Origin of the sequence: Alcanivorax sp. NBRC 101098 (assembly GCF_001010505.1) — a bacterium.
Taxonomy (GTDB): Bacteria; Pseudomonadota; Gammaproteobacteria; order Pseudomonadales; family Alcanivoracaceae; genus Alcanivorax; species Alcanivorax borkumensis.
The window spans coordinates 2366580-2389070 of the sequence record NZ_AP014613.1 but is presented as its reverse complement, the minus strand read 5'-3'; the positions used below and the strand labels follow the sequence as shown (position 1 = coordinate 2389070).

10 protein-coding genes and 1 pseudogene are annotated in these 22491 nt (G+C 55.4%); 6 read left to right on the top strand and 5 right to left on the bottom strand.

The genetic code is table 11. The features are described from left to right. Nucleotides 1–529: 529 nt before the first annotated feature. Nucleotides 530–1567 carry a phospholipase A gene (locus tag AS19_RS10745; RefSeq protein ID WP_011589382.1) on the bottom strand — a complete coding sequence of 346 codons (1038 nt, stop codon included), beginning with the start codon at nucleotides 1565–1567 and terminating at the stop codon, nucleotides 530–532. A gap of 38 nt (nucleotides 1568–1605) precedes the next feature. Continuing rightward, nucleotides 1606–1794 (bottom strand): Trm112 family protein, encoded by a 189-nt coding sequence (locus AS19_RS10740; RefSeq protein WP_035458796.1) that lies wholly within the window; start codon nucleotides 1792–1794, stop codon nucleotides 1606–1608. Between the two features lie 278 nt (nucleotides 1795–2072). Here AS19_RS10740 and AS19_RS10735 point away from each other — a divergent pair, with 278 nt between their 5' ends. Together AS19_RS10735 and AS19_RS10730 are read left to right on the top strand one after the other, a co-directional pair. Further along, nucleotides 2073–3869 (top strand): acyl-CoA dehydrogenase C-terminal domain-containing protein, encoded by a 1797-nt coding sequence (locus AS19_RS10735; RefSeq protein WP_011589380.1) that lies wholly within the window; start codon nucleotides 2073–2075, stop codon nucleotides 3867–3869. A 340-nt stretch (nucleotides 3870–4209) separates the two neighbouring features. After that, nucleotides 4210–4608 carry a YbaN family protein gene (locus AS19_RS10730; protein ID WP_035458791.1) on the top strand — a complete coding sequence of 133 codons (399 nt, stop codon included), beginning with the start codon at nucleotides 4210–4212 and terminating at the stop codon, nucleotides 4606–4608. Between the two features lie 38 nt (nucleotides 4609–4646). On the opposite strand, the pseudogene gdhA reads toward AS19_RS10730, so the two are convergent. Next, nucleotides 4647–5983 (bottom strand): annotated as a pseudogene (gene gdhA, locus AS19_RS10725) (NADP-specific glutamate dehydrogenase). A 239-nt stretch (nucleotides 5984–6222) separates the two neighbouring features. Here gdhA and AS19_RS10720 point away from each other — a divergent pair. Next, entirely contained in the window at nucleotides 6223–7998 is a 1776-nt protein-coding gene (locus AS19_RS10720; protein WP_035458790.1) for an acyl-CoA dehydrogenase C-terminal domain-containing protein, read from the top strand. 140 nt (nucleotides 7999–8138) lie between these two features. Here the strand turns inward: AS19_RS10720 and AS19_RS10715 are convergent, their stop codons facing one another. Continuing rightward, nucleotides 8139–8774 carry an endonuclease gene (locus AS19_RS10715; RefSeq protein ID WP_011589375.1) on the bottom strand — a complete coding sequence of 212 codons (636 nt, stop codon included), beginning with the start codon at nucleotides 8772–8774 and terminating at the stop codon, nucleotides 8139–8141. Between the two features lie 106 nt (nucleotides 8775–8880). Beyond that, nucleotides 8881–9492, bottom strand: coding sequence for a TetR/AcrR family transcriptional regulator (locus AS19_RS10710; RefSeq protein WP_011589374.1), 612 nt, complete (start codon nucleotides 9490–9492; stop codon nucleotides 8881–8883). Between the two features lie 206 nt (nucleotides 9493–9698). On the opposite strand from AS19_RS10710, the gene AS19_RS10705 reads away from it, so the two are divergent. The 3 genes from AS19_RS10705 to AS19_RS10695 all read left to right on the top strand — a co-directional run bounded on the left by AS19_RS10705 (nucleotide 9699) and on the right by AS19_RS10695 (nucleotide 22490). Then, nucleotides 9699–11360, top strand: a complete 1662-nt coding sequence (locus AS19_RS10705) for a multidrug ABC transporter permease/ATP-binding protein (protein ID WP_046962067.1) — start codon at nucleotides 9699–9701, stop codon at nucleotides 11358–11360. 87 nt (nucleotides 11361–11447) lie between these two features. Next, nucleotides 11448–11651, top strand: coding sequence for an MbtH family protein (locus AS19_RS10700; protein WP_011589372.1), 204 nt, complete (start codon nucleotides 11448–11450; stop codon nucleotides 11649–11651). A gap of 36 nt (nucleotides 11652–11687) precedes the next feature. Then, nucleotides 11688–22490, top strand: coding sequence for a non-ribosomal peptide synthetase (locus AS19_RS10695; protein WP_046962066.1), 10803 nt, complete (start codon nucleotides 11688–11690; stop codon nucleotides 22488–22490). The last annotated feature ends 1 nt before the right edge of the window (nucleotide 22491 follow it).

Genomic DNA, 22491 nt, shown 5'->3' with positions numbered 1-22491 from the left:
GACGGCCCGATCGCCAACCGCACCACCGCGCCCCTTGCGGGGCGCCTGTGGTGCGGCATCCTAACCGGGCCGCCGGCACGAGGACCGAATGACTTAATCATCCGGCTACATGGATGATCGCGTGATCGTTAGGGAGAAGGCAAGTACCCGATGTTGCAGATTTGTATCTGGTAGGCCATGGCCACCACAATAGTCAACGCCGCCTACCTATAGTGAGTACTCTGAAAAGCGCCCCTAGAACGATGTGGATAAATGCTAAAACGGGGGGGCACAGACGCCGCGCTTTCAGGTGCAGCAAGCCAAGCAGGGGCGCGATTGACAAGATTGGCTCGCTCCTGTGGGGAGTGAGCTTATTCCGGCGGCTTTTGGGGCTGTGGTATTAGAATGACAAGCGTGAAGCGCCCGCTGAAATACGGGCCTTTATAGGTACCGTTGACTCCGAAACGCTCTCTTGGCTGCGCTGCAATCTGTGTGCACTTTCAAGAGAGCCTTTGGTGTCTTATTTAAAACGTGTGGCTCGCGGCTGCCTCTATAGAGAATCCGTCAACAGGATCCCGAAGCTGTAGCGGTTCTCATAATTGTCGTAATTAATCAGTGAATCCCCGTACCCGGAGAAAACCTGCACCAAGCCTTTGAAGCGTTTGCTTAGCGGGAATGAGTAATTGAGGCGGCCTGCGCCCTTATTCTCCGAACGTAGATTGTTGCGTAGCATCAGTTCGACCACGTGGTTGCCGAATGGGTGTGCGACTTCCAGTTCGAAATTGCCCATGTACTTTTCGATATCCGGGTTGTCGTCACCGCCGGCATCTGTGGGGGAGTCTTTTTTATCTTCAGGAATGCGATACCAAGGTTTGAAGGACCAGTAGTAATCCCCTGTCTTGAACACATAGTTCATGAAGATACGGTTCCAGCTACGTGAAACGGGCACATCCTGGCCGTTGGACTGATGGTTGAACCCTAGCGCCAATAGCTCCGAATCTAGAGGTCCGATTTGCCAATCAATCGGTTTGGTAATGAATAATTCCGGCTCGTAATTGGCTTCACGGAATGGGGCCGAGAGGTCACTGTTGTAAGCCTGCCAATAGAACGTGCCGGTAAAGGCCATCCAAAGGGTAATGTCATCGAAAATCTTTTCTTTGATAGGGGCTTTCAGCGATAACTGAAATTTGACCTCAGAGGGTTGTAGATCACTGTCCTTCTTGGTGGGGTCGTTCCACTGCCGATTGGACCAGTAACTATACGGCATCAGGTAGTTTCGGCGATGAGGGGTGATGACAAAGGGATTGCCGCGGGTGGTATTTTCCAGTGCCAGCCTGGCTCGCAGGGCGTTCTCATGGCTACTGATTCTCTCTTGTTCTTCGCCGTTCGTACACCAACCGCGCATTTCGTGCAGTGTTACATTGCCATTAGCGGTCTGGGCACTGCGTAACAGACAGTTATTGAGCTTTTGCTCTTCTGTCATGTTGATGGCTGGGCTGTCGGGTACAGGAGGATCGTTATTGGCCGGCTCCTCGGCGCAAAGAAGGGAGCTGGCCAGCGCTAGGGCGAACATAAGGCGGATATGCATGAGGGCCTTCCTGTGGCGAGGAGTAGTGGAGCTAAATGTTATAGTGACAGGGCTTCTTCATCACTCATGGCGCGTGCCTGCTCTTCCAGCATGACCGGTATGCCATCGCGCACCGGATAGGCTAAGCCGCTGGCTTTGCACTTTAACTCTGCGGTTTTTTCATCGTAGATCAACGGTGCTTTGCTGACCGGGCAGACCAAAATATCCAGTAGATTGGGATCAAGCATTTTCACCACTCCTAAACGGTAATGTCGCGAGTATACCGAAACCTCGGCGGGTTGAATGCCTATCGCAAGCAGACCGATGCTTTTTTACGATTTCCTGGTAATTGTCTTTGAAAACAGGGCGGTTAGCGGGCAAACATTAGTTTCAAACGCTTGTTTGACTTGCGGGTCACAAATAGGGGTGGAGACGTGCCGGAAGCCTGACCTAAGATTAGCCCACTTAAAAGAGTGGCGAGCCACGGCCCGCCTCATTGTTACCGGTAATTTAAGGGAGATTTGAGATGCCGGATTACAAGGCTCCCCTGCGCGACATGCGCTTTGTACTGAATGAAGTGCTCGACCTGGATGGCCACTACGCCAGCCTGGGTTTGGACGATATCAATAGCGAACTGCTGAATGCTTTCCTGGAAGAAGGCGCCAAGTTTTCTGAAAACGAACTGGCTCCTCTAAACCGTTCCGGTGATGAGGAAGGCTGTGGTTTCGAAAATGGTGTGGTGACCACGCCGAAAGGCTTTAAAGAAGCCTACGTCAAATACGTAGAGGGTGGCTGGCCGGCCATGGGTGGCGATCCTGAGTTCGGGGGCCAAGGCCTGCCGGGTTCTGCCGGTATCGCGATATCAGAAATGACCGGTTCTGCCAACTGGTCCTGGAGCATGTACCCGGGCCTGTCCCATGGTGCGGTTGCCACCATTGAAGAACACGGCACTGAAGAGCAGAAACAAGGGTACTTGCCCAAGCTAACCAGTGGTGAGTGGACCGGCACTATGTGTCTGACTGAGCCTAGCTGTGGTTCTGACCTAGGCATTCTCAAAACCAAGGCCGAGCCTAACGACGACGGATCCTACAGCATCACCGGCACCAAGATCTTCATCTCCGCCGGTGAGCATGACATGGCTGAGAACATCATCCATATCGTCCTGGCTCGCCTGCCGGGTGCTCCGAAAGGCACCAAGGGCATTTCCCTGTTCATCGTGCCCAAGTTCATGACTGACGGTAACGGCAGCGTGGGTGAGCGCAATGCGGTGACCTGTGGTTCCATCGAACACAAGATGGGTATTAAGGCTTCTGCTACCTGTGTAATGAACTTCGACGGTGCGACTGGTTACCTGATCGGTCCGGAGAACAAAGGTTTGAACTGCATGTTCACCTTCATGAACTTCGCTCGCCTGGGTACTGCTATTCAAGGTGTTGCGCACGCTGAAATTGGTTTCCAGGGCGGGCTGACCTACGCCAAGGAACGTTTGGCCATGCGTAGTCTGTCTGGACCTAAGAACCCGGAAGGCCCGGCTGACCCGATCATCGTTCACCCAGATGTGCGTCGCATGCTGCTGACCTCCAAGGCATTCGCCGAAGGTGGCCGTGCACTGGTTTACCTGTGTGCCCAGCTGGGCGACAAGGTGAAGCTGGAGAAGGACGAAGCGGCCCGTAAAGAAGCCGACGAACTGATGGCGCTGCTGACACCGATCGCCAAAGCGTTTGTGACCGAAACAGGCCTGGAAGCTGCTAACCACGGTGTGCAGATCTACGGTGGTCACGGCTTTATTCGTGAGTGGGGCATGGAGCAGAACGTTCGTGATGCCCGTATCTCTACTCTGTACGAAGGCACCACCGGTATTCAGGCGCTGGATTTGTTGGGCCGTAAGGTGTTGATGACCCAGGGCCAGGCCCTGCGTAACTTCACCAAGATTGTGCACCAGTTCTGTGAAGCCAATGGTGAGAATGGCGACCTTAAAGAATTTGTTGAGCCGCTGGCCGGCTACAACAAGGAATGGGGCGAGCTGACTCAAGCCATCGGCATGCAGGCCATGCAGAATCCGGAATACGTGGGCGCCGCCTCGGTGGATTACCTGATGTACTCTGGTTACGTGACGCTGGCCTATCTGTGGGCGCGCATGGCATCTGTCGCGCAAGCCCAGCTAGATGCTGGTGCTGGTGATGAGGACTTCTACAAAGCCAAGATCAGTACTGCGCGTTTCTACTTCAAGCGCATCCTGCCGCGCGTGGCTGGCCATAAAGGCGCTATCGAAGGTGGTTTGGACTGCATGATGGACCTGGATGCCGAGCACTTCGCATTCTAAGTCTCTCCTGCTGATAAAAAACCCGCCTTTATGGCGGGTTTTTTTTGGCTGCTTGACCGCTGGTTGAGGCAGAGAGCATGCCGTAGGGTGCGTTGGGTTTAGTTTCAATCTCACTGCGGCCCTTCTTCGGCGCTGATGGGATTGATGCGAAGGAAGACGGACGTTTTCCTGTAAATCGTGTGCTTACTATTATCCTGGGTATAGTCATGCTCAAGGGAGTGTTCAACGTGGCCGTGTCGAAACAGTGTCATAAGGTGGCTGCAGGTCATATCTGGCCTGGGTCTTTTGCAGCGAGCGTTTGCTGAATGCATGCTGTTGTGACATTTCAGGAGTGTGCGCAATGCTTAAAATCACCGCCTGGCGGTTGCTGGCAATATTGTCCGTGGTGCTTGGGGGGATTGGTGTAGTCATCCCTGGTTTGCCCACGGTGCCCTTTTTGTTGCTGGCCGCCTGGGCAGGGACTCATGGTTGGCCTCGGCTGGAAGCTTGGTTGCTGGGGCACCCTAAATATGGCCCCAGTATCCGTGACTGGCGAGAGCATGGCGCGGTGTCGCGTCGGGCCAAAATCGCGGCGTCTGCAATGATGTTGCTCAGCGTAATGATGATTGCGGTTTCTGAGGCCCATGTTGCGTTAAAGCTGGGCGTTCCGGCGACATTGATGGTGACTGCCGCGTGGCTTTGGGCTCGCCCGGAGCCTGCAGCTAAGCAGGGAGATAAGAGCGGGCGCGCCGATCGATAGTGCCGACCCGCCTGCTTTATTGTGCTGAGTAAAAACGGTTACACCACCCCTTGGGCGAGCATGGCATCTGCCACTTTGACAAACCCAGCGATATTTGCACCCCGGACATAACCGGTGGTGCCGTCCACGGTTCCGTACTCAATGCAGGAATGGTGAATGCGCTGCATTATAGAATGCAGTCGCTCGTCCACCTCTCCAGAGGTCCAGTTTAGTCGTAAACTATTCTGGCTCATTTCCAGTCCCGACACCGATACCCCGCCTGCATTGGCGGCTTTGCCGGGCGCAAACAATATATGGGCATCCCGGAAGATGTCTATGGCAGCGAGGGTGCATGGCATGTTCGCCCCTTCGGCAACAACCTGACAATTATTTTTGATCAGGGTGCGGGCGTTGTCCTCGTCAAGCTCATTTTGGGTGGCGCATGGTAAAGCAATATCACAGGGGATGTGCCAGGGGCGCTGGCTTTCCAAGTATTCAGCATTCAAATATTGAGTCGCTTCGCTGAGACGCGCTCCGGGCTTATTTTTCAACTCGGTAATATGAAGAAGATCTTCTTCGGTCATTCCTTGTGGGAAAAACAGGGTGCCGCTGGAGTCAGAAAGAGTCAGCACCTTGCCGCCTAGATCGAGTACTTTCCTGGCAGCAAATTGGGCGACATTGCCAGAACCGGAGATCAGGGTTTTTTTCCCTTCTAGCCCGCTATGGCGTGTTTTCATCATTTCTTCAACGAAATACACGCAGCCATATCCGGTGGCTTCCGGGCGTATTCGTGAGCCGCCGAAGGCGAAGCCTTTTCCAGTAAAGGTGCCGGTGAATTCGTTGGTGAGCTTTTTATACATGCCAAACATATAGCCTACTTCCCGAGCACCGACCCCGATATCGCCGGCAGGAATATCCAGGTTGGGACCAATATGGCGATAGAGTTCGGTAATAAACGCCTGGCAAAAACGCATAATTTCAGCGTCAGATTTGTCTTTGGGGTCAAAGTCCGCGCCCCCTTTACCTGAACCCATAGGTAGGGAGGTCAGCGAGTTTTTAAAGGTTTGCTCGAAGGCGAGAAACTTCAGGATGTCCAGATTAACCGATGGATGAAAGCGTCGCCCGCCTTTGTAGGGGCCGATGGCGCTGTTCATCTGTACCCGATATCCACGATTGACTGGACCTGACCGTTATCATCTTGCTAGGCGATTCTAAATTGAATCACCCGCTCGGGTTCAACAAGCCTTTCCAGTAGGCCCATGGATTGATACTTTGGCTGCAGTTTGAGGAATGGCCATAGTGAGCGCAGAACCTCTTCGCTGGCTTGGTGGAAGGCGGCTTGTTCCGGGTCGCGCCGTTTTATCTGCTGAAGAAAACTCTCTAACCCTGATGTCATATTGGAATCCTGAGCGTCTGAGTGGTGAGTGGTTTTAATTGGTGCGCTATGGCGCACCAATTTGATGCGCTTAGGGGGTACTGTTTGTCTCGGGCTAGGCAGTCAGTGGTGTGCTGAGAGCTGGTTGCAATGCCATAAAGCAAAATACGTAATGTGAACGCTGGGTCACAAATAAGCCTGTCACCCAGCTGCAGGGCTGCCTAAAATTCGCATCCTGCCAACTTTCGGGAGACGTGCAAATGGCGACTTATAAAGCCCCCCTCGAGGACATGCGTTTTGTTCTCAACGATGTGTTCAAAGCGGATCAACTCTGGGCCTCCATGCCGGCCACCGCAGAGGTGACTCAGGATTTGTCCGATGCGATTCTGGAAGAAGCGGGCAAAATGACCGAAGGCTTGCTGTTCCCGCTGAATCGTAACAGCGATGAGCAGGGCTGCACTTGGACCGATGGGGCGGTGACTACCCCGGATGGTTTCAAGGAAGCATTCAAGACCTTTGCCGAAAATGGTTGGAGCGCATTTTCCGGTAACCCGGAGTTTGGTGGCCAGGGTATGCCCAAGTCATTGGCGGTGCTTTTTGAAGAAATGATGCACAGCGCTTGTTCTTCGTTTGCCTTGTATCCGGCACTAACCAGTGGTGCGTGCCTAGCGGTGGATGCCCACGCTTGCGAAGAACTCAAGTCGCAGTACTTACCCAAGCTTTATAGCGGTGAGTGGAGTGGCACCATGTGCCTGACTGAGCCGCATTCCGGGACAGACCTGGGTATTCTACGGACCAAGGCTGTGCCTAACGATGATGGCTCGTTCAACATTACCGGCACCAAGATTTTTATCACCGGTGGTGAACATGACCTGACCGGCAACCATGTCCATCTGGTGCTGGCTAAGTTGCCGGATGCGCCAGCAGGCTCCAAAGGGATCTCCCTGTTCCTGGTGCCCAAGTTTTTGCCTGACGCGGACAACAATCCGGGTGAGGCCAACGGTGTCACCTGTGGTTCCATCGAACATAAGATGGGGATCAAGGGCTCTGCCACCTGTGTTATGAACTTCGACGATGCCAAAGGCTGGATTATCGGTGAGCCGAACCAGGGGCTGGCGTGCATGTTCACTATGATGAACTACGAGCGACTGTCCATCGGGCTACAGGGCTTGGGGTTGGGTGAAGTTAGCTACCAGAGTGCTGTGGAATATGCGCGAGAGCGCCTACAAGGTCGCAGCGCCACCGGTGCGAAAAACCCGCAAGGACCGGCGGATCCGATCATTGTGCACGGTGATGTGCGTCGCATGCTGATGAACATGCGCGCCATCAATGAAGGAGGCCGTGCGCTGGCAGCCTATGTGGGCATGCAGCTGGATACGTCTAAGTTCAGCGAAGACGCGGAGGCCAAGAAGAAAGCGGAGGATCGGGTGGCGCTGTTGACGCCGGTCGCTAAAGCTTTCTTTACCGATCGAGGCCTGGACACCACCATTACCGGGCAGCAGGTATTTGGGGGCCACGGTTATATTCGTGAATGGGGTATGGAGCAGTTTGTTCGCGATTGCCGTATTTCCCAGATCTACGAAGGCACTAACGGTATTCAAGCGTTGGACTTAGCTGGCCGTAAAGTGGTCCGCAACGGTGGTAAATCCGTGGATGCTTTCCTGGCCGATGCCCAGGCCTGGGTGGATGCTAATGCCGATAATGCGCAGCTAGCCGCAGTAAAAGACGACCTGCAAGCGGCTTTGCTATTGCTGAAATCTTCCACCGATACACTGCTGGCCCAGGCCGGCAACAACCCGGATGCGATCAGCGCTGCTGCGGTGGAGTACCTGGATATCTTTGGTTATGTGCTCTACGCATGGCTGTGGGCGCAGATGCTAGCGGCCACCGATGACCGTGATGATGACTTCGCTAAAGCCAAACGTATCACCGGGCAATACTACTTTCAGCGTGTACTGCCAAAGGCCCAATCACTGGCTGCCCAGCTGAATAGCGGTGCAGATGCCATGATGAGCCTGGACGCGGAACAGTTCTGAGTGACAAGTTGAAGGTTCAACGTTAGAACGCGGGAGCAATTTCCCCGTACTGAAATCAAGAGGCCGCGCCCTGTGTTTGGGTGCGGCCTCTTGCGTTAAAAGCGTTGAGTAAAGTGTTCACGTTTCAACTTTGAACCCCTCTATGGAAACTGCATGTTCAGCGGTGAGCTGCCCTGTAGGCGTTGTGCTTGGGCTGGATTATCAATGAAGGGGTTGCGGTTACCCTGCAGTTTTTCAATCACATTATTGCGTTGGCGCTCTTCGTCAGTAACGGGGTCCTCCCTGCTCCAGCGTTGGTACATTTCCAGCGTGCCTAGCAGGGGCAATTCGTAACGCTCGTGGAGATAGAGCATGGCCCGTGCCACGTCACCTTTGGCGTTTACCGGGGGCTCGAACACTTGGAAAGATTGTTTGTAACCGCAATGAGCATTTTTATTCGTTGTATCGGGTAAATCGCCAAACAGGGTCCGCCGACGATCTAGTTCGGCGAGGCGGGTAACGGGGAAAAGGGCATGGCGGTCCTGGTAAATATCAGTGAACTGCGGATTGTTTCTGCAAAGACGGCTACTTCTGCAACCAAAGTGTTGTGCTAGACGGCGCTCATCGTAAATCTGCGTTACTAAAATGCGATCACCGAGTTGGAAAGGTTCCTGACAATAAAGAGTAGAGCCGCCATTAGGGTAGACTTGTTCGAGGAACAATGTATCCATGCCACCGGCGTAGCTGGCGGTAACCGGCAAACACGTTGCCAGCAGCGTCAGTATAATTTTCCGCATGTTGTGAATCCTGTCACATTCTTCTTATTACCATATTAGCCCTCAAGGCCATGATGACGGCTATCTGCAATGTATGCTTGGCAGATAGCTGGTGCCTATGGTGGGACTAGCGGTTGTTCAACAAAAGCGTCACACAGCTACGGATATGTGCAGTGATCGCTGTTTCATCGGGAAGCTGGCTGGGGACCAATAGAGCACAGAGTTGAAAGTCCGCCTTGACCATCCCGAAAAACTGCCGGGCAGCATGATCGCTAGGGCTGGGGCCGGGGAGTTGTCCGCGGTCGTGAAGGCACTGGAGGTAAAGCTGTAATTGTTCCTGTAAAAATTGAGGCCCGGCCGCATATACCGTTTCTCCGAGTTCCGCAAAAGCGGCCCCTTCTGCAATCAGCAAGCGGTACAGTTCCAAGTTAATCGGATCCGTCAATGCTTTGACGAAAGCATGCCCCAGCAGCTCAAGGCCTTCCTGGGCGGGTAGGTCGTCCACCTCTAGGTTGCGAATATCGTGAACCATCTTGTGAGCGTGATGAGTGATGATCGCGCTGAACAGTCCCCGTTTGTCACCAAAATATTCATACAGGCTGCGGCGTGAGCCGCCTGCTTCAGCAATGATCATATCTAGCGTGGTGCGTGCGTAACCGTGCTGTAGGAAGGTATGTGTGGCGGCATCAAGTAAGGCCTGGCGCCGTCGTTGGCCGCGTGCGGTGATCTGCTGAGTCATGAATAAGTCCTGTGCTGTTACCTAATGGTATTGAGCAGGACACTTTTCGGCAATGACGAGACGTGCCAGTACACAGGGCGTAGCGGCAAGAAGAATGGCCCAAATGGGATTAGCGGGCTGAAAATAAAGTTGATTTATAAATAAGAATCAATATCATTGCGATTCTCTTCTGTAGCTGTTCCCTGTCCAAGGAGGCGGACATCCTCATGACGCTTATGGGCCTATTGTTTTCCAGTCGAAAAAAAGCCTTTGCAGCAGTGGCGGTGCTGAGTGTGTTGAGCGCTGTGCTTAGCGTCGCGGTGTTAGCCTTCATCAGTCAGCGCTTACTGGCCGGAGGCGCTGATCTGCCCGTTGTATTGCTGCAGTTCGTTTTGCTGTTAGTGGCGTTATTTGTCACCGCTACCTTGGCACAGGTGACCTTGCATGTGCTTGGCCACAGGATGGTCTATGGCTTACGCAGGGATCTGGTGCGTCGAGTGCTGGCAACAGACATCGAGCAGTTGGAAAAAGTGGGAGGGCCGCATCTGCTGGCAGCGTTGAGCACCGACCTGCGTAACCTGACCATTGCCTTTGTCCATCTGCCAGAACTGGTTTACGGCGCGGCGCTTAGTGTGGCGGCTCTGGGATGGCTTGCCTGGCTGGCGCCGGGATTGTTTGTGGTTACCGTGGTCTGGTTGCTGGCAACCGCTGTGATGGGGGTCTGGTTGGTTGGCCGTATCAATTTCCATATTGGCAAGGTGCGCGAAGGGGACGACCACCTGTATCAGGATTATCAGGCCATGATTGATGGCCGCAAGGAGCTGGCATTGAACCGGCCTCGAGCCGCCCGTTTTTTTGATGAAGAGTTTGATGGCCATGCCCGCGCCTACCGGGATCATGTTACTCGGGCGGATATCTATAACGGTCTGGCGGGCAATATGGCCAATGTGCTGGTGCTGGCGTTGATTGGTGTGCTGTTTTATCTGGCGGTTGGTCAAGGGTGGGCTGATGCTAATACTGCGTCGATTTTTGCGCTGACGATTCTGTTACTGCGTACACCGTTGATTGGTGCGGTGGCGGCCTTGCCAACACTGCTGTCGGCACGGGTGTCTTTGCGCAAGCTAGCCGGGCTGCAACTGGCTGCTGATTCTGCTGACCTTCTGCAAAGCACCAGCAATACGCTGTCCGGCTTCAGGACTCTTAGCTTGCAGGGCGTGTGTTACCACTACCCAGAGCAGGACGGAGCACCAGGTTTTGCGGTGGGGCCGCTGGATATCACTATCCGTCGTGGGGAACTGATTTTTGTGCAAGGGGGCAATGGTAGTGGTAAGAGCACTTTTGCGCGTTTGCTGACGGGATTGTATCGGCCTCAGCAGGGTGAGCTGATAGTCGATGGCGAGCCCGTTACGGAATCAACCCGGGTGGCTTTTCGACAGCTTTTCTCTTCTGTTTTTACCGACTTCCATTTGTTCAGTCGCTTGCTCAAAGGCGATGGGACAGACGTGGCTAGCGCAGACGTGGATGCTTGGTTGGCCACCTTGGGGATGCAGCACAAGGTACGCGAGCAAGACGGGCGACTTAGCGATATCCGTTTCTCCCAAGGTCAGCGCAAACGTCTGGCACTGTTAATGGCGGTGGTGGAAAGCCGAGACTGTTTATTGCTGGATGAATGGGCAGCGGACCAGGATCCGCAGTTCCGGCAGTTTTTTTATCTCGATCTGCTGCCCCGGCTGCAGGCTACCGGTAAAACCATTATTGCCATTACTCACGATGATCATTACTTCGATCGTGCAGATCGCTTGTTGAAAATGGACGCTGGCCGTTTGCAGGAAATAGACGATTTGAGTGCTCGTGAGAGTGTTCAGGTATTGCGTGAAGCTAGCCTTTAGATCACCCCCTCGAAAATAGAGTGTTGCGTGTTTGAGCTTTCAGCGCTTGCACGCGTTGTTATTCATCCTGTCACCGGCGAGGAAGCCATGAGTATTGATAATCCTGAAACGGAATTCACCGTCGTCATCAATGACCAAGAACAGTACAGCATCTGGCCTACCTATCGTCCGGTTCCGGCAGGTTGGAAAACCGTTGGTGTCACTGGCAACAAGACTGAATGTCTTGAGCATATTAATCAGAGTTGGACGGATCAGCGCCCACGTCGCCTGCGTGATGCGCGAGCGTCCTGATTTCTCTTGCGCCTGCCCTAACGCCAAGGAGCTGATATGACCTGGTCTGCCAACGAAAATCTAAACCCGGGGCCGGACTGGGCCCCGCTTTCCTGTTCACAACAACGCTTGTGGCTTTTCACGCGGCTCTCTGCGCAGAGTACGGCGTATAACCTTGGCGCCATGCTGTGGCTGGAGGGAGAATTAAACCCAGAAGCACTCGAGCAGACCATTAATTATGTGATTGCACGGCAAGATATTGTGCGGGTGCAATTTGCCGAACGCGATGGGCAGGGGTGGCAAAGAATTGCGCCACATGAAGACCGGGTCTTGCAGTGCGAGGACGTTAGTAATAGGGCGGATCCGGTGGCGGCCGCTTATGCGTTGGGCCATGAGTTTAATGCGACGCCGTTTGATCTGGAGACGGATTCGTTGATGCGGTATCGGTTGGTAAAATTGAATGAGCAGCGACACGTGCTGCTGATTTCCCTACACCATATTGTGGGCGACGCCTGGTCTCTGGGCGTATTCATGCAGGAATTTCTGTATGCCTATAGCGCCTTGCGGGAGGGTTTAGAGCCTAAGCTACCGTCACTGGAAACCCGCTATCTGGATTGGGTGAAAACCGAAGTGCAGTGGCTTGCCAGTGAGAACGCGAAATCACAGCTAGAGTACTGGGTTGAAACGCTGGAGCACGAAGGTGAGCCGCTGGCGTTGCCGCGTCTGTCACCACAAAGTGGGGTATCCAACGCGGCGCGCTATCGCGATTTCTCCCTTAGCATTGAGCAAACGCAGCGACTGAAAAAGTTTTCCAGAACGCAGGGGGTTAGTCGCTTCACGGTATTGCTTTCGGTGCTGCAGTATCTGCTCTTTCGCATATCAGGGCAGTCATTAGTTCGCGTTGGCGTGCCCAGCGCGAACCGTAATAGCAGTAACCAGCTTTTGATGGGATTTTTTGTCAATAATCTGGTGGTGCAGGGCGAAGTGTTGCCAGCCCAATCAGTCAGTGATTGGATTGCCCATATTCACCATGCATTGAGTAACGCAAAAAAACATCGAGATATTCCCTTCGAGAAAATTGTCGATGAGCTCAGTGATTCCCGTCGTGCTGGAAGTCACCCTTTGTTCCAAGTGGCGTTTAACTATCGTCAGCAGGGCAAGGGGTTGAGCTTAAACTTGGGAAACCTGCTGGTGCGGGTGGAAGATCTACCGGTAACGGAGACGCCATTTGATCTAGTGCTGGATGCCTGGCCAGATGAACACGGCGGCCTGACGCTACGTTTGGTTTATGGTGAGGGTATTTTCGATGATGCTTTCGCTGAGCGAATGGTCGCTGGTTTTGAGCAGGTGCTGGATCAGTGGCTGCAAGCCCCCGCGTTACCGTTGACAGAAAGCGCCGCACTGGTCCCGGGTGACGTAGCTTTACTGCAAGAGTGGGGTCAGGGTGAAGGCGAGTGGCAAGCGACGAATTTTGTGTCCTTATTCTCGCAGCAGGCGGCAAAGCGGGGCGATGCCATTGCGCTAGTGCACGGTGGCACTCGCGTGTCGTTTGCCGAACTGGAAGCGCGATCTAATCAGCTGGCCCGTTACTTGATGGGCCAAGGCGTGAAAGCGGATCAAGTGGTGGGGGTGTCGTTCGAACGTGGCGTCACCATGGTGGAAGCCTTTATTGCGGTGATGAAAGCCGGTGGTGCTTTTCTACCGCTGGACCCGGGGTATCCCGCCGATCGTTTGCGCTACATGCTGGAAGACAGTGGCGCGAGCCTGCTGCTCACCTCCTCTGACCTGGTCGACACCCTGCCGAGCGTTGAAGCCGTTAACCCCATTGCGGTCGATGAGCTTTCGCTGGACGATTTTGCCTACGGCATCCTTAACGAAGAACCGCACCCAGACCAGCTCGCCTATGTAATTTACACCTCCGGCTCCACCGGTAAGCCTAAAGGCGTGTCGTTGACCCATGCCGGGCTGAGCATGCATGTACAAACGATCGGTGAGCGCTACGGCATGACGCCGGATGATGTGGAGCTGCAGTTTGCGTCCATTAGTTTTGATGGCGCGGTGGAGCGCTGGACAGTGCCGCTGGCCTTTGGCTCGCGGGTAGTGATTCGCGATCAAGCATTGTGGAGCGCTGAAAAATGCTGTGAGGTGCTGCAGGAAGAAGGAGTCACCATCGCCTGCTTTCCGCCCAGTTATGTGGGGCCGCTGCTGGACTGGATTGAGCAAGAAAAGCCACCGTTGAAAGTGCGTTCCTGGACATTGGGCGGTGAAGCGTTTACTCGGGAAACCTTCGAGCGGATGCAGCAGGTATTAAAGCCGCAACGCATTCTCAACGGTTACGGCCCGACAGAAACCGTGGTAACGCCGATGCTGTGGGCGGCCTATGAAGGCGATACGCTGAGCAGCGCCTACGCGCCCATTGGTCATGCGGTGGGGCCGCGAAAACTTTACGTGCTGGATCAGGATTTAAACCGTGTTCCTGTGGGCGTGGCGGGCGAGCTGTATATCGGTAACGAAGTGGGGCTGGCCCGTGGCTATCATCAGCGCCCAGACCTGACCGCCGAACGGTTTTTGCCTGACCCGTTTGGCGAACCCGGTGAGCGCATGTACCGCACCGGAGATTTAGTGAAGTACCGCGACGACGGGGTAATGGAATACCTGGGGCGGGTGGATCAGCAGGTAAAAATTCGCGGTTTCCGCATTGAGCTGGGAGAAATTGAAAGCCAGCTACTGGGCCATGAACAGATTCGTGAAGCCGCCGTGGTGGCACAGCCTTCCCCCACCGGTGATAGATTGGTTGGCTACATTGTGATGCGCAATGCAGCGCACTCTGTCCCCCGTGAGCATGATCCACAAACGATTCTGGCTGCCCTGTCTGAGTCGCTGCCGGACTCCATGGTGCCTAGCCAGTTAATCACGCTGGAAGCCATGCCGCTGACGCCGGCGGGTAAAGTGGATCGCAAAGCCCTGCCGGTAGCGCAGTGGCACACGGCCAGTGAAGGGGCGCCGCCGCAAACCGATAACGAAAAGATGCTTGCGGACATTTGGCAGTCTCTGCTGGGCCGAGAAGGCGTGAGTCGTGATGACAACTTCTTTGCCCTGGGCGGCGATTCCATTTTGGCTTTGCAGGTGGTCAGCCGTGCTCGGCAACAGGGCTTGGCATTAACGCCTAAAGACCTTTTTGAACACCCGGTGCTGAGTCAGCAGGCCGCAGTGGCGGACCCGGTGAATGTCACCATGGCCAGCCAAGAGCCCTTGTCTGGCCCGGTGTCTTTATTGCCGATTCAACAGCGTTTTATTCAGCAGCGAGGGTTGTCCGCTTGCAATCAATATTTGCGCTTTTCGGTGCAAAAACATTTTGATGCGCAGGTGCTGGAACAGGCGTTGCAGAGGTTGGTGGCGCAACACGATGCGCTGCGTGTTCAGTTCGATAATCAACAGGTGGGAACAGCGTATTGCCTGCCGGTGAATGACGCGCCGTTGTTGCAACAGATAGACAGTGACGATAGTGCCGCCATCGAAGCTCAGATGATCGCTGTGCAGCGCAGCCTGAATCCGGCGAAGGGCACCTTATTGGGTGCGCTGTATGTTACTGGGGCTTCCCCGCAGTTGTTGCTTAGCATTCACCATTTGGCGGTGGATGGGGTGTCTTGGCGTATTTTGTTGGAAGATTTTTTTACGGCTTACCAGCAAATTGAAGTAAGCGGAAAGGCCTCCTTGCCGCGTAAGACACACACTTTGCGCGATTGGCAGGAGATACTGGACCAGCACTTTCTGCCGCAGGCAGAACAAGCGTTGCCTTACTGGCAAGCGGTGTGTGAGCCCATGCCACCATTATTTTCCACGGTGCAAGGTGGCGTCGCTTCACGTATTGATCGGCAAACCGATGCCCAGACATTGAGCCGCTGGCAGCATAGCGCTGACCGTTATGCCTCGTTAAATCTGGAAGAATTTTTGCTTATCGCGCTGGCCCAGACTCTGGCCGATTTCAGTGGTCGCAATGCGGTACGCATTCACCGGGAAAGCCATGGTCGGGCAGCCGGTGATGCCGCGGTGGACTTAAGTCGTACGGTGGGCTGGTTGACCAGTTTGTATCCCCAACGGCTAGATCGTGCCGAGGATCTGACGGCCACCATCAAGCAGCAAAAAGAACAATTGCGCCAGCCCGCCAATGGTGGGTTGGCGTATGGCTTGCTGGTCCAGCACGGCAAACTGGAGGATGGGGACCACCGCCTGGATGTGCTGTTCAATTATCTTGGTCAGTTCCGGCACGATGATATGCCCGGCGTGTCGTTAATGGACGCAGGCCTGTGGCAGGAAACGGATGCTCTGGCCGATGCGCCATTGGTGATCAACGCAGATCAACAAAACGGCGCCTTGCGCATTCAGGTGAATGTAGATGGTGAATCTCTCTCCCAGGGGCAGGGTGATAGGCTGGTAAGCCAGTGGCTGGAGCAGTGCGAACGTTTGGCACGGCACTGTGCCACGCAGGCCCCGGTGCTAACCCCGGCGGATATGCCTCTGGCATCGCTAACCCAAATGCAACTGGACGCCCTACATGACCGTCCGCAGCAAATTTTGCCCCTGTCGCCGTTGCAATCAGGGCTGCTATTTCATTCCCAGTTAAGTGGTAACAACAGCACCTATGTAAACCAACTGGTGTTGCCGCTCACCGGAGTACAGCCAGCCCGGATGTGCCAGGCCTGGCAGACACTACTGGAACGCCATGGTGTGTTGCGCACAAGTTTGCTGCCTGCAGCGCAGGCAGACGATCGCCATCAAGCGGTTTGGTCTACGCAGCAGGTGAAGCTGCCCTGGTGTGAGCTGGATCTGCGCGGTGAAGGTGATAGTGCATCGGCGCTGGATAAGTGGTGCAAGCAGCGGCGGGAAAATGGGTTCGACTTGCAAGCGGCGCCGCTGTGGAAAGTCGACTTGTTGCGTACCAGCGAAGACCGGTTTGAGTGCGTGCTGACACTGCACCATATCCTCATGGATGGCTGGAGCACCGGGCTGCTGCTCACAGAATTGATGGCTCTGTATCACGGCAAGACACTGGCGGCGATGACGAAAAGCTATGCGGATTATCTGGCTTGGTTGCAGCAGCAGGACCGGGCCGTCACTCGAGCATTTTGGCAACAGTACCTGTCGCCGGTGCAGCTGCCCACCCGGCTGGTGGACGCCGTGGGGACGGGGGAGAAAGGCGCGTTTCGCCGGCACCCCATCGAATTTGATGCGGCCACCAGCGATGGCCTGCGCCAAGCCGCCCGTGACAAAGGGTTGACCATCAATACCCTGGTGCAAGCCGCCTGGGCACGGGTGCTGGGCCGTTTTACCGGCCAGCAGCGAGTGGTCTTCGGTAATACGGTAGCGGGTCGACCGGCGGAATTGGCAGGCAGCGACAGTATGCTGGGGCTGTTTATTAATACCCTACCCATGACTGTGCCTCTGCATGGCGAACAACCGGTGGCGGACTGGTTGATGCAATTGCAGGCGGACAATGCGGCGCTACGGGAACAGGGCCACGCGCCATTGTTCGAAGTGCAACAGGATGCCGGCTGGGGCGGGGAGGGGTTGTTCGACACCTTGTTGGTGTTTGAAAACTACCCGCTAGATGAATCTCTTTTGGGGGGTGGGCAGAGTGAATTGCAATTGGGGACTCCCACCAGCCACGAGTTCACTCATTACCCGTTGACTGTGGCAGTGTTGCCCGGCGATCACCTGCAAATGTTGTTCGCCCACGATAGCCAAGCGTTGCCGGTGCCGTTGGTGGAGCGCATGGCCAGCGCCTTTAAGCGAACGTTGCTGGCGTTGTCTCAATCCGAGGGCATGACCTTGGCCGAACTGAATGCGCTGGGTGACGATGCCGCCCCATTGCAACAGTGGAGTCAGGGTGGGGGTGAGTGGGTTGCGGATAGCTTCGTTTCCCTGTTCTCGCAACAGGCCGCCAAACGCGGTGATGCCATTGCGCTGGTGCACGGTGGCACTCGCGTGTCGTTTGCCGAACTGGACGCGCGCTCTAATCAGCTGGCCCGTTACTTGATGGGCCAAGGCGTGAAAGCGGATCAAGTGGTGGGGGTGTCGTTCGAACGCGGCGTTACCATGGTGGAAGCCTTTATTGCGGTGATGAAAGCCGGTGGCGCCTTCCTGCCGTTGGACCCGGGCTATCCGAAAGATCGTCTGCATTACATGCTCAAAGACAGCGGTGCCCGCTTGTTGCTTACCTCTTCAGCGTTGATTGGGGTTCTGCCTGAGGTTGCAACGGTTGCTCCAGTGGCGGTCGATCGTTTGTCGCTGAACGATTTCCCTGCGAATGCGTTGAATAACGAGCCGCACCCAGACCAGCTCGCCTATGTAATTTACACCTCCGGTTCCACCGGTAAGCCTAAAGGCGTGTCGTTGACCCATGCCGGGCTGAGCATGCATGTGCAAACGATCGGTAAGCGCTACGGCATGACGCCGGATGATGTGGAGCTGCAGTTTGCGTCCATTAGTTTTGATGGCGCGGTGGAGCGCTGGACAGTGCCGCTGGCCTTTGGCTCGCGGGTGGTAATTCGGGATCAGCAATTATGGAGTGCGCAACAAACTTGCGATGCGTTGCAAAAAGAAGGCGTCACCATCGCTTGCATTCCACCCAGTTACATGGGGCCGCTGCTGGACTGGATTGAGCAAGAAAAGCCGCCGTTGAACGTGCGTTCCTGGACATTGGGCGGTGAAGCGTTTACTCGGGAAACCTTCGAGCGGATGCAGCAGGTATTAAAGCCACAACGCATTCTCAACGGTTACGGCCCGACAGAAACCGTGGTAACGCCGATGCTGTGGGCGGCCTATGAAGGCGATACGCTGAGCAGCGCCTACGCGCCCATTGGTCATGCGGTGGGGCCGCGAAAACTTTACGTGCTGGATCAGGATTTAAACCGTGTTCCTGTGGGCGTGGCGGGCGAGCTGTATATCGGTAACGAAGTGGGGCTGGCCCGTGGCTATCATCAGCGCCCAGACCTGACCGCCGAACGGTTTTTGCCTGACCCGTTTGGCGAACCCGGTGAGCGCATGTACCGCACCGGAGATTTAGTGAAGTACCGCGACGACGGGGTAATGGAATACCTGGGGCGGGTGGATCAGCAGGTAAAAATTCGCGGTTTCCGCATTGAGCTGGGAGAAATTGAAAGCCGGTTGCTGGCCCATCCACAGGTGCGCGAAGCGGTGGTGCTGGCTCAGCCGTCACCGGGGGGCGACCGGCTGGTAGGCTATTTGGTGCCGCGCGGTCCGCTCAGTACCGATGCACTGATTGCCACGCTGGCAGAGAGCCTGCCGGACTATATGGTGCCCAGCCATTTATTAACCCTGGAAGCCATGCCGCTGACACCGGCGGGCAAGGTGAACCGCAAGGCATTACCCCTGCCTCAATGGCAGGCGAGCCGTGCTGGTGACGCGCCACAAGCCGGCACGGAAACGTTGCTTGCTGAGATTTGGCAATCCCTGTTGGGGCAGGAAAAAATCAGCCGCGATGATCACTTCTTTAATCTGGGTGGGCATTCATTATTAGCGGTGCAGATGGTTAACCGGCTGCGCCATCAGCACCAGCTGGACCTGCCCCTAAACCGTATTTTCGAGCAACCTTTGCTGAGGCAATGTGCATTGTTGTGTCAGCCGGCGAATGCCATGCCGGACATTCAGCCGGTGCCTCGCCATGGCGATTTGCCTTGTTCTGCGGCCCAGCGGCGGCTCTGGTTCGTGCAGCAGCTGGAGCCGAAAAACGGTGCGTACCATATGCCGCTGGGTCTGGAGGTGCGCGGTGAACTGCATCAAGCAGCGCTGCAGCAGGCGGTGGATACCTTGGTGGCCAACCATGAAAGCTTGCGGACCCGTTTTGTGGATGTGGGCGGGGAGCCTCGTCAGCGTATTCTTGATGACGCAGCGGTGATTGTTCAGTGGCAAGATTTGAGCGATGAAGCCAGCTCAGAGGATGTGCATCGTTGTCAGCATGAGGTGCTGACCAAACCATTCGATCTGGCGGCGGATGCGTTATTGCGCGTGCAGGTTGTGAAGCTCTCGGCGCAACGTTATCAGCTGATGTTGGTGCAGCATCACATCATCGGTGATGGAATTTCCATGCAATTGCTGTTGGCGGAGTTGAGCAAACTGTACCGGCTTGCTCATCAGGGGGCACGCCTAGTGCCTTCCCCAGCGGCCATCCAGTACGCAGATTACGCGGCCTGGCAGCAGCAATGGCTGAATAGCGACGAGGCCCGAGCCCAGACCCGGTGGTGGGTTAAGCAGTTGGGTGATGGCGGCGAGCCGCTGGCCTTGCCCACGGATTTCCCCCGTGGTGCTCTGCCTGAGAATGAAAACGGGGGCGCTCGCTTGCCAGTGTCGATCAGTGATCGACAGCTGACGCAGCTCAAGCAACGGGCCAGCGAGTTGGGTTCTACCGTCTCGACCTTGTTACTCACTGTCTGGCAGACCTTATTGCATCGTTACAGTGGCCAAGCACAGGTGCGGGTTGGTGTGCCGGTGGCCGGTCGCTTGCAGTCGCAAACTGAAAACTTGCAGGGCTGCTTTATTAACACCCTGGTAGTCCCAGCGACTTACCAACAACCGCAATCGTTTGCCCAGCATGTGGCGGCGACTCAGCGGTTTATGGGTAAAGCCCAGGGGCGTCAATCGTTGCCTTTTGAGGTGTTGGTGGATGCGCTCGGGGTTGATCGGAATCTGGATCGTCACCCTCTGTTTCAGGTGGTCTTCAATCATCAACGCCTCAGTCAGACGTTTGCTCCCCAATGGCCGGAAGCGGTGATCACGCCGTTCGACCCTGGCGCGGCCGGTGCCCAGTTCGAATTGGCGCTGGATATTTTGGAAGACGATGAACAGCTGCAGGGTTTTATTGGTTATGCCACTGCGCTGTTTAAACCGCAAACCATTGCGCGCCTGCGAGACCATTTCTTTATTTTGCTTGAGGCGTTGCTCAATGACCCGCAGCAGCTGCTGGCCGACACGGCTTTACTGACGGCTGAAGAAATCAGTGACCAACAGCACTTCAATCACACCGAAAAAGACTGGGGCGATTTTACTGCACTGCCCAAGCGTCTGAGTCAGCAGGCGGGCCGCACTCCCGATGCCGTCGCCTTGAGCATGGGTGAGCAACAACTCAGTTACGCGCAACTGGACCGCAAGGTGAATCAACTGGCTAACCGACTGCGCCGTGCGGGGGTGAAAGAGGAGGTGCGAGTGGCCATCGGCTTGCCCCGTTCGCTGGAGCTGGTCATCGGCATTCTTGCCATCACCCGTGCGGGTGGCGCCTATGTCCCGTTGGATCCGAGTTACCCGCAGGATCGCCTGAGCTACATTTTAGAGGCGTCTTCGCCGGCCTTGCTGCTGACCCACAGCAGCCTGCTGGGCGGTTGGCCCAAAGCGGTGCCCATGTGGTGCCTGGATGAACTGGATGTGAGCGATCAGCCGACAACGCCGCCCCCGGTGCAGTGGCATCCAGATCAGGCGGTTTATGTGATCTATACCTCCGGCTCCACAGGTAAGCCCAAGGGTGTGCTCAATACTCAGGCAGCGCTGGAAAACCGGTTGCTGTGGATGCAGAACGAATATCCGTTGCAGGCTGCGGACTGTGTATTGCAAAAAACGCCCTTCAGCTTTGATGTGTCCGTGTGGGAGTTTTTCTGGCCGTTGATGGTTGGCGCACGGTTGGCGGTGGCGCCGCCGCAGGCCCATGGTGACCCGCAGTGGTTGCAGCAGGTAATGGCCGATGAAGGTGTTACCACACTGCACTTTGTGCCATCCATGCTGAAAGCGTTTGTGGATGCCTCCGGGTTGCAAAATGTGCCGCGGCTCAAGCGCTTGATCTGTAGCGGCGAAGCGCTGGATATGGAACTGCAGAAAGCCGTGTTCACCAGCCGTGATGATGTTGAACTGCATAACCTATACGGCCCAACCGAGGCTGCCATTGATGTGAGTTTCTGGCAATGCCAGCCGGAAGGCGGGCATACCGTGCCCATTGGTGCACCGATTAGCAATATCCAATTGTATGTGTTGGATACGGATCTTAATCCGGTGCCCCGTGGGGTTCCCGGTGAGTTGTATCTAGCGGGTATAGGGTTGGCGCGTGGGTATTTTGGTCGTTCGGATCTGACTGCGGAACGTTTTGTGCCTAACCCCTACGGTGACGCAGGCAGCCGCATGTATCGCACGGGTGATCAGGTGCGCCAACGGGGCGATGGCATCATTGAATATCTGGGCCGCCTTGACCATCAGGTGAAGATTCGTGGCCTACGCATCGAGCTGGGTGAAATCGAACAACAACTGAAGCAATTGCCGGATGTAAATGATGCGGTTGTTGTTGCTGATCACAGTGATACCGGTGATCAGTTGGTGGCGTATGTGAGCGCCGATAGCGATAACCGTGAAGTCTGGCAACAGGCCCTTGCGGATGCATTGCCCGAGTACATGGTTCCCGCACTGTTTATGGTTCTGGAGGCTCTGCCGTTATCCCCCAACGGCAAGCTGGATCGCAAGGCGTTACCTGCACCGCAATGGCAAGCCCGTGAATACCGTGCTCCACAAACCGAAACCGAACAGCAATTGGCTTCGCTGTGGGAAGAGCTGTTGGGGCAACCCCGTGTGGGGCTGGATGACAATTTCTTTGTCCTCGGCGGGCACTCGCTGTTAGCCACACGCGTCGTTGCTGCGCTGCGTGATTGCTGGGGGGTGGATGTTCCCCTGCGTGCGTTATTTGAGGCGGACACGCTGCAGGCGTTGGCTGCACGGGTAGACGAGAACAACGGCGAAGCCAAACAGCAAGAGCAAGAGGATCTGTCGGCCATGGCCGATCTTCTCGATGACCTGGAAGATTTATGAT